The sequence below is a fragment of the Sphingosinicella sp. YJ22 genome, from assembly GCF_011320075.1.
Classification (GTDB): domain Bacteria; phylum Pseudomonadota; class Alphaproteobacteria; order Sphingomonadales; family Sphingomonadaceae; genus Allosphingosinicella.
In genome coordinates this window covers 23558-37270 of record NZ_JAANPA010000005.1, presented here as the reverse complement: position 1 = coordinate 37270, position 13713 = coordinate 23558, and the positions used below count along the sequence as shown (strand labels likewise).

Annotated in this window: 15 protein-coding genes; 8 read left to right on the top strand and 7 right to left on the bottom strand. The window is 67.4% G+C overall.

Going from position 1 to position 13713, the window contains the following annotated elements:
* Positions 1–54: 54 nt before the first annotated feature.
* From rnpA to yihA, 4 genes are read left to right on the top strand one after another with little or no spacing between them, the layout of a single operon-like run.
* Positions 55–345, top strand: coding sequence for a ribonuclease P protein component (gene rnpA, locus G7B71_RS03210; protein WP_243406075.1), 291 nt, complete (start codon positions 55–57; stop codon positions 343–345).
* Positions 342–554, top strand: coding sequence for a membrane protein insertion efficiency factor YidD (yidD, locus tag G7B71_RS03205; protein ID WP_166037832.1), 213 nt, complete (start codon positions 342–344; stop codon positions 552–554). The genes rnpA and yidD overlap by 4 nt, the downstream gene beginning before the upstream one ends.
* Positions 555–577: 23 nt before the next feature.
* Complete coding sequence (gene yidC, locus G7B71_RS03200) at positions 578–2371, top strand: membrane protein insertase YidC (RefSeq protein ID WP_166037830.1); 1794 nt, start codon at positions 578–580, stop codon at positions 2369–2371.
* Positions 2368–3015, top strand: coding sequence for a ribosome biogenesis GTP-binding protein YihA/YsxC (gene yihA, locus G7B71_RS03195; RefSeq protein ID WP_166037758.1), 648 nt, complete (start codon positions 2368–2370; stop codon positions 3013–3015). Before yidC ends, yihA begins: the two co-directional genes overlap by 4 nt.
* A 115-nt stretch (positions 3016–3130) precedes the next feature.
* Here yihA and G7B71_RS03190 read toward each other — a convergent pair whose 3' ends face one another.
* The gene (locus G7B71_RS03190) at positions 3131–4360 is read right to left on the bottom strand and encodes an aspartyl protease family protein (RefSeq protein WP_166037828.1); all 1230 of its coding nucleotides are present in this window, start codon (positions 4358–4360) and stop codon (positions 3131–3133) included.
* Positions 4361–4435: 75 nt separating this feature from the next.
* Here G7B71_RS03190 and G7B71_RS03185 point away from each other — a divergent pair, with 75 nt between their 5' ends.
* From G7B71_RS03185 to G7B71_RS03175, 3 genes are all read left to right on the top strand, one after another.
* On the top strand, positions 4436–4945 hold the full coding sequence (locus G7B71_RS03185; RefSeq protein ID WP_166037826.1) for a DUF2975 domain-containing protein: 510 nt from the start codon (positions 4436–4438) through the stop codon (positions 4943–4945).
* On the top strand, positions 4945–5151 hold the full coding sequence (locus tag G7B71_RS03180; RefSeq protein WP_166037824.1) for a helix-turn-helix transcriptional regulator: 207 nt from the start codon (positions 4945–4947) through the stop codon (positions 5149–5151). The genes G7B71_RS03185 and G7B71_RS03180 overlap by 1 nt, the downstream gene beginning before the upstream one ends.
* A 124-nt stretch (positions 5152–5275) precedes the next feature.
* On the top strand, positions 5276–5941 hold the full coding sequence (locus tag G7B71_RS03175; protein ID WP_166037821.1) for a glutathione S-transferase family protein: 666 nt from the start codon (positions 5276–5278) through the stop codon (positions 5939–5941).
* On the opposite strand, the gene G7B71_RS03170 is transcribed toward G7B71_RS03175, so the two are convergent.
* Positions 5938–6390: a cupin domain-containing protein gene (locus G7B71_RS03170; RefSeq protein WP_166037820.1), complete on the bottom strand. Its 453-nt coding sequence runs from the start codon at positions 6388–6390 to the stop codon at positions 5938–5940. The two genes, G7B71_RS03175 and G7B71_RS03170, sit on opposite strands and share 4 nt — an antisense overlap.
* A gap of 61 nt (positions 6391–6451) precedes the next feature.
* Here G7B71_RS03170 and dapE point away from each other — a divergent pair, with 61 nt between their 5' ends.
* Positions 6452–7576: a succinyl-diaminopimelate desuccinylase gene (dapE, locus tag G7B71_RS03165; protein ID WP_166037818.1), complete on the top strand. Its 1125-nt coding sequence runs from the start codon at positions 6452–6454 to the stop codon at positions 7574–7576.
* Between the two features lie 112 nt (positions 7577–7688).
* Here dapE and G7B71_RS03160 read toward each other — a convergent pair whose 3' ends face one another.
* From G7B71_RS03160 to carA, 5 genes are all read right to left on the bottom strand, one after another.
* Positions 7689–8330 (bottom strand): rhomboid family intramembrane serine protease, encoded by a 642-nt coding sequence (locus G7B71_RS03160; protein WP_166037815.1) that lies wholly within the window; start codon positions 8328–8330, stop codon positions 7689–7691.
* A 25-nt stretch (positions 8331–8355) separates the two neighbouring features.
* Positions 8356–8835, bottom strand: a complete 480-nt coding sequence (gene greA / locus G7B71_RS03155) for a transcription elongation factor GreA (RefSeq protein WP_166037813.1) — start codon at positions 8833–8835, stop codon at positions 8356–8358.
* A gap of 91 nt (positions 8836–8926) precedes the next feature.
* Positions 8927–12247 (bottom strand): carbamoyl-phosphate synthase large subunit, encoded by a 3321-nt coding sequence (carB, locus tag G7B71_RS03150; protein WP_166037811.1) that lies wholly within the window; start codon positions 12245–12247, stop codon positions 8927–8929.
* Positions 12247–12513: a hypothetical protein gene (locus tag G7B71_RS03145; RefSeq protein ID WP_166037809.1), complete on the bottom strand. Its 267-nt coding sequence runs from the start codon at positions 12511–12513 to the stop codon at positions 12247–12249. The genes carB and G7B71_RS03145 overlap by 1 nt, the downstream gene beginning before the upstream one ends.
* Complete coding sequence (gene carA, locus G7B71_RS03140; protein ID WP_166037807.1) at positions 12510–13688, bottom strand: glutamine-hydrolyzing carbamoyl-phosphate synthase small subunit; 1179 nt, start codon at positions 13686–13688, stop codon at positions 12510–12512. The genes G7B71_RS03145 and carA overlap by 4 nt, the downstream gene beginning before the upstream one ends.
* Between the last annotated feature and the right edge of the window lie 25 nt (positions 13689–13713).

Below are 13713 nucleotides of genomic sequence, written 5' to 3'. Positions count from 1 at the left end.
CGGGTAACGCGGCGGGCGGACTATCTCGCCGCCAACAATGGGCTGCGCGCGCCGATGCCGGGATTCGTCCTGCTGGTGCGCCCCCGCGGCGACGGCGACCCACTCAAGCGAATCGGCATCACCGTCTCCGGCAAGGTCGGCGGCGCGGTGGTGCGCAACCGCATGAAGCGGCGCTTTCGCGAGCTCGCCCGCAAGGTGCTGCCCGAAGCCGGCATCGCCGGCGCCGACCACGTCCTGATCGGCCGGCCGAGCGGGATCGAGCGCGACTATGCCCTGCTCGAATCCGAATTCCGCAAGGCGCTTTCGAAGTTGGCGAACCGCTCCGTCGAGAGGCCGAAGCAGTGATCGCGAAACTCCTCATCCTGGTCGCCCGCGGCTGGCAGCTGGGGCCTTCGCGGGTGCTGCCGCCGTCGTGCCGCTACCAGCCGTCCTGCTCGGCCTATGCAATCACCGCGCTTCGGCGCTATGGGGCGCTCAAGGGGAGCTGGCTTGCGGCCAAGCGCCTCGCGCGCTGCCATCCCTGGGGCGGCTCCGGACCGGATCCGGTGCCCTGACCTTTTCCGCCAAGGACGCTTGAGTGACCGATAACAAGAACCTGATCGTTGCGATCGCCCTGTCGGTGCTCGTGCTGTTGGGCTGGAGCCTGATCTCCGAGCGGTTCTTTCCGACCGCCGAGCAGCCCTCGACCAGGGTCGAGGACGGCCGCGTCGTCGCTCAGCAGCAGCCGGCAAGCCTGCCGACCGGCACCCCGGAAACCCCGCGCACGATCCGCGACCGCGCCGTGGTGCTTCGCGAGACGCCCCGAATCGCGATCGAGACTCCGAGCCTCAGGGGCTCGATCAACCTCCGAGGCGCCCGCATCGACGACCTCGTCCTCACCCGCCACACCGAGACGATGGCGGCCGATTCGGCGCCGGTCCGGCTCTATTCGCCCGAAGGCACCGAACAGGCCTATTTCGCTCATTTCGGCTGGCAGGGGCAGAATGTCCGCGTGCCGGACCAGACGACTGTGTGGCAGGCGAGCGGCCAGCGCCTGACCCCGGCCACCCCGGTCACCCTGAGCTGGAACAACGGCGCCGGCCAGCGTTTCGAGATCCGCCTCAGCGTCGACGAGAACTACCTGTTCACCGCCGAGCAGCACGTCATCAACGCGAGCGCCGCGCCGGTCGCAGTGAGCCCGTTCCAGCTGGTCAACCGCATCGGCGCGTCGCCGGATCCCGACAGCTGGACCATGCACGTCGGCCCGGTCGGCGTGTTCAACGGCGCTGCCGATTACGAGAACAATTATCCCGACCTCGTCCAGGACGGCCAGCGCCGCTTCTCGACCACCGGCGGCTGGGTCGGCTTCTCCGACAAATACTGGCTGTCGGCCCTCATCCCCGCTCAGAATATCGCCGTCGATGCGGGCTTCCGCTACTTCGGCACCATCGACAGCTTCCAGGCTGACGTCGCCGGGCAAGGCACCGTCGTCGCGCCCGGCCGTGGCCGCTTCGTGACCAGCCACCTGTTCGCCGGCGCCAAGGAAGTTCAGGTCCTGGAAACCTATCAGGAGCAGCTCGGCACGTCGCTCGACAAGGCGATCGACTGGGGCTGGTTCGAATGGTTCATGCGGCCGATCTTCGGCCTGCTGCTGTGGCTGTTCGGGATCATCGGCAATTTCGGCTGGGCGATCATCGCTCTCGTCGTGATCGTCCGCCTGATCCTGTTCCCGATCGCCCAGAAGCAGTTCCAGTCGATGGGCAAGATGCGGGCGCTCCAGCCCAAGATCCAGGCGCTCCAGGAGCGCTACCAGGATGACAAGCCCAAGCTCCAGGAGGAGATGCTCCGCCTCTATCGCGAAGAGAAGGCGAATCCGGCCGCGGGCTGCCTGCCGATCCTGATCCAGATCCCGATCTTCTACGCGCTCTACAAGGTGCTGATCGTCGCGGTCGAGATGCGCCACCAGCCCTGGGAGCTGTGGGTCAAGGATCTCGCGGCGCCCGACCCGCTGACTCCGGTCAACCTGTTCGGATTCCTGCCGTTCACGCCGCCGAGCTTCCTCCTGATCGGCATCCTGCCGATCCTGGTCGGAGTCACCATGTGGTTCCAGCAGAAGCTCAACCCGCCGATGCCGGACCCGGTGCAGCGCCAGATCTTCGGGCTGATGCCGTGGATCCTGATGGTCGTGATGGCGCCGTTCGCGGCCGGGCTTCAGCTCTACTGGGCGACCAACAACATCCTGTCGATCGCCCAGCAGCAATGGCTCTATTTCCGCCATCCCGAGATGCGGATGAAGCCCGCGGGCCCGACGACGCCCTCGCCGTCGCCGGCGCCGTCGCTGGCCAAGGAAGGCGGCGAGCCGCGCGGGCGGCGCAAGCCGAAGGCGCGGTGAGCGACGAAGAACAGCAGGAGGCGCTCGCGCGTGAGGCGCGGCGCCTCTTCTCCGGGCCGATTTCCTTTCTGAAATCGGCGCCGGAGCTCAAGTTCCTGCCCGATCCGTCGCTTCCGGAGATTGCCTTTGCGGGCCGATCCAACGTCGGCAAGTCGTCGCTGATCAACCGGCTCACCAACCGGACGGGCCTCGCGCGCACTTCGAACACGCCGGGGCGCACGCAGGAACTGAACTTCTTCGACGTCGGCGCGCCGCCGGTGATGCGGCTGGTCGACATGCCCGGCTACGGCTTCGCCAAGGCGCCCAAGGACGTCGCCCGGCGCTGGCGGTACCTGGTCAACGACTATCTACGCGGCCGCCAGGTGCTGAAGCGCGCCCTGCTGCTGGTCGACAGCCGCCACGGCATCAAGGAGATCGACCGCGAGATCATCGAAATGCTCGATACCGCCGCGGTCAGCTACCGGATCGTCCTCACCAAGGCGGACAAGGTGAAGGCGACCGAGCTCGCCGCGGTCCAGGCCGCGGTCGAGGCCGAGGCCCGCAAGCACCCTGCCGCCCATCCCGAAGTCATCGCGACGTCGAGCGAAGGCGGCCTCGGCATGGATCGGCTCCGCGAAGCCGTCATCGAAGCCGCGTTCGTCTAGGCAATCCTCCCCTCCACGCCTTCGTGGAGGGGCCGGGGGTGGCTCTTCCTGCCTCAAGAGAAGGACCACCCTCAGCCCCTCCAGCAAGAGCTGGGGGAGACGGTCCGGCTAAGCTTTAGAAATAATCCCGCAGAGTCACCGGAACGCTCGTCCCGTCGGCGCGGGCGAACTCGACCCGGGTCCCCGCCGGCAGCCGGGTGAACTGCACGTCGTCGCGGAAATAATAGCGCGCATCGACCGGGGTGCCGTTGACCGCGACCACCTCGTCGCCGACCCGGAAGCCCGCTTCCGCCGCCGGGCTGCCGCCGATCACCTCGCCGACGCGCAGGCGGTCGCCGCGCAGATCGAGGCGCATGCCGAGCCGGTTCTTGGCGATCGGCTGCGCCAGCGCCGCGGGATCGGCCACCATGTAGAGTGTGTGGCGGCCATAATCGAACAGCAGGCGGAAGCGCTGGAGCAGGTCGATCCCGATATTGGCGCCGCTGTCCGGCAACGCCTCCGCGCGCATGTTGAGCGTGGCGGGCACGGCCTGGAAGGTGTGGCCGGCGACCGAGACCGTCGGGATCGTCGTCATTCGAGTCGGCACCATCCCGCCGACTCCGCCCGCGCTCGCCTCGGCGTAGCGCAGGTTGGCGATCGCGCTGCCCTCCCAGGCTGACCGGGCGAGCATCAGCGCGCTGCCGTTCCCGAGGTCGATGTCGGCGCGCATCGGCGGCCCGCCATTGACCGAGACCGGGATGGTGTGGCGGCGGTCGGCCATGTCGACCGGCAAAGCGACCGCGCCCGCGGGCGGCGTGAAGCCCTCGGCCGGGCGGAAATTGATCCGGCGACCGGGAAAGTCGATGTCGACGATGCCCGAGCGGAACGCCTCCATGCCGAGGATGACGTCGATGGGCCGGCCGATATGTCCGGCGATGACGTCGAGGTCGAGCATCAGCACGTTCGAGTCCGCCGCGCTGAACGACCCCGCCTGGACCGTTACTCCGGAGGCGATGGCGCCCGGCTGGAAGCCGCCGACGCCGCGGATCGGAACCGCCTGGGTTTGCTCGAGGCCGATTCGGCGGGCGAAGCTCATGTTGATCACCGTGCTGCTCGCGCCGCTGTCGAGCATCATCCGCGCCGGCTGGCCGTTGATCGTGCCTTCAAGGAAGATGCGCGTGCCGCGGAACAGCTCGAACGGGATCGCCTGGGCGTTCGCCGCATAGGTCGCCGCGGGCGCGCGGTCGAGCAGCGCCTGCACCGCCTGCTCCGACATCGGCGCCTGTCCCTGCGCGTGGAGCGCGGCCGGAGCGGACGTGGTCATGAGGGCCGCGAGGCCCATGGTCAGAATCGTCTTGCGGATCATTGCAATTTTCCCCTCGCCCCCGAGTCACGATTGAACTACAGTAATACCTTTCTGTTATACGATAAGGTTTTGTCAATGGGCGATATGGGCCACGACAGGATTCGCCGCCTCGCCATGCGCTTGCTGCTGCTCGTCTGGGCGGTGATCGCCGGAACGGCGGCGGTCTATCTGGCAGCGCGCATCGGCACGCAGGTCGGGGACACCCGATTGGTGACGATCGGGACATCCGACCCGGCTGTCGCCAGCCCGCTCTGGGTCCAGGACGTCAGCATCGCCCTCGTCCTGCTGGCCCTGTGGCAGCTTGCCGACATGCTCCGGCTGGTCGGCCGCGGCGACCATTTCTCGCCCGCCGCGATCCGCCGCTTCCGCGGCTTCGCGCTGTTCCTGTTCATCGCCTCGGCGGTGATGTTCCTGGCGCCGCTGGTGATCGCCGTCGCGGGCGACCACCCCGGCCCCGAGCAACTGCGCCTCCCGGTCAAGCTGCGCGAGCTTCTCACCATGCTCGTCACCGGCGCCCTTTTCCTGGTCGCCCGCCTGCTCGAGGAGGCCCGCCAGATCGACAGCGACCTCAAAGAGATCGTGTGATGCCGATCGTCGTTCGCCTCGATGTCATGCTGGCCCTGCGCAAGATCCGCTCGCGCGAGCTCGCCGAGCATGTCGGAATCACCGAAGCCAATTTGTCGCTGCTCAAATCGGGCAAGGTGAAGGGGGTCCGCTTCGAGACCCTCGCCGCGATCTGCGACTATCTGTCCTGCAAGCCCGGCGACATCCTCGACTACGAACCGGACTGAGCGGCGCCCCAAAGGCCTTGTCATGCTGAACTTGTTTCAGCATCCATCCGTTCGCCTTGTCGGGGGAATGGACATATAGGCCCGGGATCCCGTCCGGGCCGACTGCTTTCGGAGACGAACTCGCGTGCTCAAGCTCATCATCGGCAACAAGGCTTATTCCTCCTGGTCGCTGCGCGGCTGGCTTGCGGTGAAGCAGTCGGGGCTCCCGTTCGAGGAAATCACCGTGCCCATGTTCGACGAGGAATGGGACCGGCGCCGGGAAGGCGACGAGTTCGCGCCGTCGGGCGGCAAGGTGCCGATCCTGTGGGACGACCAGGCGGTGATCTGGGACAGCCTGGCGATCATCGAATGGCTCGCCGACAAGACCGACCGCGCCCGCTACTGGCCCGAGGATCCCGAAGCGCGCGGAATGGCCATGTCGATGGCCGCCGAGATGCATTCGAGCTTCCCGAACCTGCGCCGCGAACACCCGATGAACGTTCGCAAGGTATTCCCCGCCAAGCCGATCAGCGAAGGCACCAAGGCCGAGATCAGCCGTCTCATGGAGCTATGGGCGCAGGCCCGCGCCCGGCATGGCAGCGGCGGCCCCTATCTGTTCGGCACCTTCGGCGCCGCCGACATCATGTTCGCTCCGGTGGTGACGCGCTTCGTCACCTACTCGATCCAGGTCCCCAATTTCGCCCAAGCCTATGTCGCCGCGATTCTCAACCATTCCTGGCTGACCGAGTGGATCAACGCCGCCCAGGAAGAGCCCTGGGTCATCGAGAATTACGAGCAGCCGACGGCTTAGGCGAACTCGCTCCTATCCTTGCGCACATAGCGCTGGGTCGGCCCGTCCAGGTGCAGGTCGATGTCCGGATAGTGGCAGTCGCTCGCCGCCGGCTTGCCGATCGCGACGAAGGTGCAGGGGCGGTCGCCGCGGTTGACGAGATGGTGGCCGTTGGCGACGCCCTTTGGGAAAGCGGCGCAGTCGCCGGCGCGCAGGACCGTCTCGCCCTCGTCCTCGACCAGCACCGCCTCGCCGTCGAGCATCACGACGAGCTCGTCCTCGCCGACATGCCAGTGGCGCTGGCTTGAGATTCCGCCGGGCTCGAGCACGACGTGGCTGACGCCGAAATCGGTGAGGCCCCCGGCGGGGGCGAGGCGGCGGTAATGGCGCCTGGCCATCGGCGCGTCGAACGGCGGCGGATAGCCGGTGCGGTTGATCTGCTCGATGGAGTCGAGATCGAGTTTCGGCATCTGCTCCCCTCCCCGTCTGCGGGATTGTGCGCGGAGCGCCGGATACTCTAGGCCCCTGCCCATGACCATCGATCCCGTCGACCTCGCCGCCCGCCTCATCGCCTGCCCGAGCGTGACCCCGCGCGAGGCTGGCACGCTGACCGTCCTCGGCGAGGCGCTGGAGGAATTGGGCTTCACCGTCCACCGCTTCCTCTCCGGAAGCCCGCCGGAAGGCCCCGTCGAGAACATGGTCGCGAGCCGCGGCTCGGGCGGCCCGCATTTCGGCTTCGCCGGCCATGTCGACGTGGTTCCGCCCGGCGAGGGCTGGCGCACAGATCCGTTCGAGCCGGTCATCGAGGGCGGGCTCCTCTACGGCCGCGGCGCCGTCGACATGAAGGGCTCGATCGCCGCCTTCGTCGCCGCCTGCGCCGACGTGACGGATCATCAGGGCACTTTGAGCCTGCTCATCACCGGCGACGAGGAAGGGCCGTCGCGCTACGGCACAAGATCGATCATGGACTGGATGGCCGAGCGCGGCATCCGCCCCGACATGATCCTCATCGGCGAGCCGACCTCCGAGGACCGGCTCGGCGACATCGTCAAGATCGGCCGCCGCGGTTCGGTCAACATGTGGGTCACGGTGCCGGGCGTTCAGGGCCACGTCGCCTACCCCCACCGCGCCGACAATCCGGTGCCAAAGCTCGCCCGCGTGGTCAGCGCGCTCGACGCGCTCCACCTCGACGACGGCAACGACCGCTTCCAGCCGTCCAACCTCGAGATCACCGACGTCCGCACCAGCAACGGCGCCACCAACGTCATCGCCGGCACCGCGACGATCCAGCTCAACATCCGCTTCAACAACCTTCAGCGCGGCGAGGATTTGGTCGAGCTGGTTCGGCGCACCGCGGAGCAGGCCGCGCCCGGCTCCACGGTCGAGGCGAAGATATCGGGCGAGGCGTTCCTGACCCCACCGGGGCCGATCTACGACATCGTCAGCCAGGCGATCCGCGAGGAGACCGGCGTCGAACCGAAGCTCTCCACCCATGGCGGCACGTCCGACGGCCGTTTCCTCATCGCTCTGTGCCCGGTGATCGACTTCGGCCTGCCCAACGCCACCATGCACAAGCTCGACGAGGCGGCCGCCGTGGACGACATCCACGCCCTCCAGCGCATCTATGCTCGGGTGATCAGGAAAGCGCTGACCTGACTCCCCTCCCGGACTTCCGGGAGGGGCCGGGGGTGGGCCGAGCGCGAAGCGCGAGCTCTCTTTTCAGAAGAAAGAACCACCTCCAGCCCCTCCAGCAAGGGCTGGAGGGGAGCTAGGCGTTCCTATAGCGCCACAGCAGCAGCGGCCGCGCCAGCACCAGGCCGGCGAGGAAGCCGCCGATATGGGCGCCGACGGCGAGCAGGATGCCGGGGCCGGTGCGGAAGACGATGCCCATCACGATCTGGAGGCCGACCCAGGCCGCCATCAGCCACAGCGCATTGAGCCACAGCGCCAGCGTCGGATTGGCGACCCGCACGCGGTTCTTGCCGAACAGCATGGCATAGGCGCCGATCACCGCAGAGATGGCGCCGCTGGCGCCGATCATTGGAGCGATCTCGCCGGGGCTCATCGCATAATGGCCGGCCGCCGCGGCATAGGCGCCGGCGACGTAGAGGATGATCAGGTTCACCGGCCCGACCGCACCTTCCACGGCGCGGCCGCAGAACACGAAGATCAGCAGGTTGAAGGCGAGGTGCCAGAAGCCGGCATGGAGCAACGCCGCGGTCAGCGGAGTCAGCAGAAACGGGACTCGGGCGAAGCCGAGATCGGTGCCGAGCGCCGCCGGCACGAAGGCGCCCATCGGGATCGCCGACATCTCAAGCCGGAAGGTGCTGACGATCAGATAGGCGAACGCGGTGAGGCAGGCGATGGCGACCGTCGCCTGCGCCGTGTGCCAGCTGTCGGGGGGCCGCATCGAGGGATCCGCGTCCCCTGCCCGCTTATTTGAACTCGACCGCGGCGATCTCGAAATAGCGGTCGCCCGACGGCGCCGAGAATTCGACCTCGTCGCCAACCGAGCGGCTGATCAGGGCGCGGCCGAGCGGCGAATTGTAGCTGATCCGGCCGATGCGGGCGTCCGCCTCGGTCTCGCCGACGATCTGGTAAACGATCTTCTTGTCGTTCTCGTCGAGCAGGTGAACGGTGGCGCCGAACACCACCTTGTCGCCCGACAAGGTCGTCGGGTCGATCACCATCGCGCGGCTGAGGCGGTCCTCGATGTCGGCGATCTGGGATTCGATCTGGCCCTGCCGCTCCTTGGCGGCGTGATATTCGGCGTTCTCGGAAAGGTCGCCATGGGCGCGCGCTTCCTCGATCGCGTCGATGACCTGGGGACGCTCGACGGTTTTCAGCTGCCGCACAGTCAGCTGGAGCTTTTCATAGCCCTCTGCCAGCATCGGCATCTTCTCGACCGTGGCCATCAAATCTGCCCTTTCATCGTCAATAACTTGTCGAAGCGAGCCGCAATCAGCGATCCCGTGATAGAGGTTAAGCTGTGGGAAGTCGTTCGCTTCAGGACTTGGAATAGTAGTCCTGAAGGGAGCGGACTTCAAGACGGTGCTCCCTCAAGGCCGCGATCGCCTTGACCACGGCGGCGCTGGACGCCGCGGTGGTGAAGTAGGGCACCTTGTGCTGAACCGCCGAGGCGCGGATCGAGGCGGAGTCCTTGTGGCTCTGCCAGCCTTCCGTGGTGTTGAACACCAGGTCGATCTCGCCGTCCTTGATCTTGTCGACGATGTGCGGGCGGCCCTGCGCGACCTTGTTGACGCGGTCGACCGCCAGCCCCTGGTCGAGGAGATAGTCGGCGGTGCCGCCGGTCGCGACGACCCGGAAGCCCAGGCTCAGCATGGCGCGGACCGTCGCGGTGATCGCCGGCTTGTCGCCGTCCTTGACCGACACGAAGACGGTGCCGTCCTGCGGCAGGTCCAGGCCGGCGCCCTGCTGCGACTTCAAGAAGGCGCGGGCGAAATCGGCATCGATTCCCATCACTTCGCCGGTGGACTTCATCTCCGGCGAGAGCACCGGATCGGTGCCGGGGAAGCGCGCGAACGGGAACACCGCTTCCTTGACGGCGATATGCGGCACGTCGCGGTTGATCGGCCCGAAGCCGGCGAGCGGCTCGCCGGCCATCACCCGGGCGGCGATCTTGGCGACCGGAACGCCGATCGCCTTGGCGACGAACGGCACGGTGCGGCTGGCGCGCGGATTGACCTCGATCAGATAGACGAGGCCGTCCTTGACTGCGAACTGGGCGTTCATCAGCCCCTTGACGCCGAGCGCCAGCGCGAGCTCGCGCGCCTGGCGCTCGATCTCGGCGACGATGTCCGGCTCCAGGCTGTAGGGCGGCAGCGAGCAGGCGCTGTCGCCCGAATGGACGCCCGCCTCCTCGATATGCTGCATCACGCCGGCGATGACGACATCCTCGCCGTCGCACAAAGCATCGACGTCGACCTCGATCGCGTCGCGCAGATACTGGTCGATCAGCACCGGGCTGTCACCCGACACCTGCACGGCGGTGTGGATGTAATGATCGAGCTGGTCGGGACCGTCGACGATCTCCATCGCTCGGCCGCCGAGCACGTAGGAGGGACGGGTCAGCACCGGATAGCCGATGCGCTCGGCCACCGCGAGCGCCTCCTCGCGGCTGCGCGCGATGCCGTTGGCGGGCTGGCGAAGGCGCAACTTGTCGACCAGGTTGGCGAAGCGCTCGCGGTCCTCGGCGAGGTCGATCGCGTCGGGCTGGGTTCCGAGGATCGGGATGCCCGCGGCGTCGAGGGCGTGGGCCAGCTTCAGCGGAGTCTGCCCGCCGAACTGGACGATGACCCCATGAAGCGTGCCATTCGAGCGCTCGGTCTCGACGATCTCGAGCACGTCCTCGGCGGTCAGCGGCTCGAAATAGAGCCGGTCGGACGTGTCGTAATCGGTGCTCACCGTCTCCGGATTGCAGTTGATCATGACCGTCTCGTAGCCCGCTTCCTTGAGCGCGTAGCAGGCGTGGACGCAGCAATAATCGAACTCGATGCCCTGGCCGATGCGGTTCGGCCCGCCGCCGAGGATGATGACCTTGCGCGCATCCGACGGCGCGCTCTCGTCCTCCGGATCGCCAAAGGTCGGCGCCTCGTAGGTCGAGTACATGTAGGGCGTCTTCGCCTCGAACTCGGCGGCGCAGGTGTCGATGCGTTTGAACACCGGGCGGATGCCGAGACGATGGCGAAGCGCCCGCACCTCGGCTTCTGTGGTTGCGCCGGCCATCGCGCGCACGGTCTCGTGGATGAGGCCGGAGCGCGCGAGCGCCGCATCCCCCTTGAGGTGCAGCCCGCGCACCGCGAGGTCGGCGAGCCGCTTGTCCGAGAAGCCCATCGCCTTCAGCCGGCGTAGCCCGGCCGCGTCCTGCGGCAGGCCGTTGCTGCACACCTCGTCCTCGGCGTCGACGATCTCCTTCAGCCGCTCGACGAACCACGGATCATATTTGGTGACGGCGTGCACCTCGCCGGGGGTGAAGCCCTCGCGAAGCGCCTGCGCAGCGACCAGCAGCCGGTCCGGAGTCGGCCGCGCCAGCGCGGACTCGATCTCCGCCGGGGTCGCGCCCTTCAGCTCCTGGACCTCGTCGAGGCCGGTGAGCCCCGTCTCGAGCCCGCGAAGCGCCTTCTGGAGGCTCTCGTGGAAGCTGCGGCCGATCGCCATCACCTCGCCGACCGACTTCATCGCGGTGGTCAGCAGCGCCTCGCTGTCGCGGAACTTCTCGAAGGCGAAACGCGGGATCTTGGTGACGACATAGTCGATCGACGGCTCGAAGCTCGCCGGGGTGACGCCGGTGATGTCGTTCTGGATCTCGTCGAGCGTGTAGCCGACCGCCAGCTTCGCCGCGACCTTGGCGATCGGGAAGCCGGTCGCCTTCGACGCCAGCGCCGAGCTCCGCGACACGCGCGGGTTCATCTCGATGACCACGAGCCGCCCGTCTGCCGGGTTCACCGCGAACTGGACGTTGGACCCGCCCGTCTCGACCCCGATCTCGCGAAGCACCGCGATGCTGGCGTTGCGCATCACCTGATATTCCTTGTCGGTCAGCGTCAGCGCCGGCGCGACGGTGATGGAATCGCCGGTATGGACGCCCATCGGGTCGATATTCTCGATCGAGCAGACGATGATGGCGTTGTCCGCGCGGTCGCGGACCACCTCCATCTCATATTCCTTCCAGCCGAGCAGGCTCTCCTCGATCAGCACCTCGTTGGTCGGCGACGCATCGAGCCCGCCCGTCACGATCGCGAGAAACTCCTCGCGATTGTAGGCGACCCCGCCCCCGGTCCCGCCGAGCGTGAAGCTCGGCCTGATGATCGCCGGCAAGCCGACTTTGTCGAGCGCCGCGATGGCGTCATCCAGGCTGTGGGCGATCGCCGAGCGTGCGCTCTCCAGCCCGATCCGGGTCATCGCATCCTTGAACTTCAGCCGGTCCTCGGCCTTGTCGATCGCCTCCGCGTCGGCGCCGATCAGCTTCACCCCCAGCCGCTCCAGCGTCCCGTCCTTGGCGAGCGCGAGCGCGGTGTTGAGCGCCGTCTGGCCGCCCATCGTCGGGAGAACCGCGTCGGGCCGCTCCTTCTCGATGATCTTCGCGACATATTCCGGCGTGATCGGCTCGACATAGGTCGCATCGGCCAGCTCCGGATCGGTCATGATCGTCGCCGGGTTCGAATTCACGAGGATGATTCGATAGCCCTCGGCCTTCAGCGTCTTGGCCGCCTGGGTGCCCGAATAATCGAACTCCGCCGCCTGGCCGATGACGATCGGGCCGGCGCCGATGATGAGGATGGATGAAATGTCGCTACGCTTGGGCATCAGGGTACTCGTTCAACCCCTTCGATAAGGACCAGGTGGAGGCTTCGGCGGCGCGCCCAGCGCTGGACGCAGACCTGCTGGGCCCGGGGCGGATTGGGGGTGATGAAGAACAGCAGCCGCGGCTCCTCGGCCTCCTGCGCCAGTTCGCCCAACTCGAGACCGCAGGCGCGGCCGGCCGCGGCCAGCTCGTCGGTGGAATACATGCGGGTCGGAGTCACGCAGGCGGTCACGGCGAAGGAGAGGCAGAGGGCAAGCGCCGCCCTCACTTCTTCACCTGGTCGACGAACTTGCCGAACAGATATTGGCTGTCCTGCGGACCGGGGCTCGCCTCGGGGTGGTACTGAACGCTGAACGCCGGCTGGTCGGTCAGCTCAAGGCCGCAATTGCTGCCGTCGAACAGGCTGACATGAGTCTCGCGGGCATTGGCCGGCAGGCTTTCGGCCAGGACCGCGAAGCCGTGGTTCATGCTGGTGATCTCGACCCGGCCGTCGGCGAGACGCTTGACCGGATGGTTGGCGCCGCGATGGCCCTGGTGCATCTTGGTCGTCTTGCCGCCGACCGCGAGCGCGAGCAGCTGGTGGCCGAGGCAGATGCCGAACAAAGGCTTCTTCGTCTCGAGCATCTGGCGGATCACCGGGATGGCATATTCGCCGGTCGCGGCCGGGTCGCCCGGGCCGTTCGACAGGAAGAAGCCGTCCGGCTTGTGCGCCATCACCTCGTCGAACGTCGCGGTCGCCGGAAGCACGGTCACCCGGGCGCCCGCGTCGCGCAAATTGCGGAAGATGTTGCGCTTGGAGCCGTAGTCGATCGCGACGACGTGCGGCTCGCCCTTCTCACCCGCGTCCCATTCCTCGTCGGCGCGATAGCCCTCGCCGAGGCCCCAGCGCCGGCCGGTCCAGCGGTACATCTGGCGGCACGACACTTCCTGGGCAAGGTCCATGCCCTCGAGGCCCGGCCAGGCCCGCGCCTCGGCGATCAGAGCATCGATGTCGAAGCGTCCCTCGGCATCGTGCGCGATCACAGCATTGGGCGCTCCGGACATGCGGATGCGCCGGGTCAGCGCGCGCGTGTCGACGCCGCTGAGGCCGATGCGGCCATTGCTCTTCATCCAGAAGTCGAAGCCCTGGATCGCCCGGAAATTGCTCGGCGCGGTGACGTCCTGACGCACGACGCAGCCGAGCGCCCAGGGGTTGTCGGCCTCCAGATCCTCGTGGTTGGCGCCGACATTGCCGATATGCGGGAAGGTGAAGGTGACGATCTGCTTCGCGTAGGAAGGATCGGTCATCACCTCCTGGTAGCCGGTCATCGCGGTGTTGAAGCACAGCTCACCGACCGCCTGGCCTTCCGCGCCGAAGCCCCTGCCCCAGATCACCGTTCCGTCGGCCAGGACCAATACGCCCGTCGCCCCGTTCAGCGCAGGCGTGATGTTGGCGTCGGCCATGGTGGCGGGCACTCCGTTCGTGAAA

Excerpts from the sequence above, each read along its gene's own strand:
- rnpA (WP_243406075.1), top strand. The coding sequence starts at position 55 with ATGCCGGGATTCGTCCTGCTGGTGCGCCCCCGCGGCGACGGCGACCCA.
- G7B71_RS03190 (WP_166037828.1), bottom strand. The coding sequence starts at position 4,360 with ATGATCCGCAAGACGATTCTGACCATGGGCCTCGCGGCCCTCATGACC.
- G7B71_RS03185 (WP_166037826.1), top strand. The coding sequence starts at position 4,436 with ATGGGCGATATGGGCCACGACAGGATTCGCCGCCTCGCCATGCGCTTG.
- G7B71_RS03180 (WP_166037824.1), top strand. The coding sequence starts at position 4,945 with ATGCCGATCGTCGTTCGCCTCGATGTCATGCTGGCCCTGCGCAAGATC.
- G7B71_RS03170 (WP_166037820.1), bottom strand. The coding sequence starts at position 6,390 with ATGCCGAAACTCGATCTCGACTCCATCGAGCAGATCAACCGCACCGGC.
- dapE (WP_166037818.1), top strand. The coding sequence starts at position 6,452 with ATGACCATCGATCCCGTCGACCTCGCCGCCCGCCTCATCGCCTGCCCG.
- G7B71_RS03160 (WP_166037815.1), bottom strand. The coding sequence starts at position 8,330 with ATGCGGCCCCCCGACAGCTGGCACACGGCGCAGGCGACGGTCGCCATC.
- greA (WP_166037813.1), bottom strand. The coding sequence starts at position 8,835 with ATGGCCACGGTCGAGAAGATGCCGATGCTGGCAGAGGGCTATGAAAAG.
- carB (WP_166037811.1), bottom strand. The coding sequence starts at position 12,247 with ATGCCCAAGCGTAGCGACATTTCATCCATCCTCATCATCGGCGCCGGC.
- carA (WP_166037807.1), bottom strand. The coding sequence starts at position 13,688 with ATGGCCGACGCCAACATCACGCCTGCGCTGAACGGGGCGACGGGCGTA.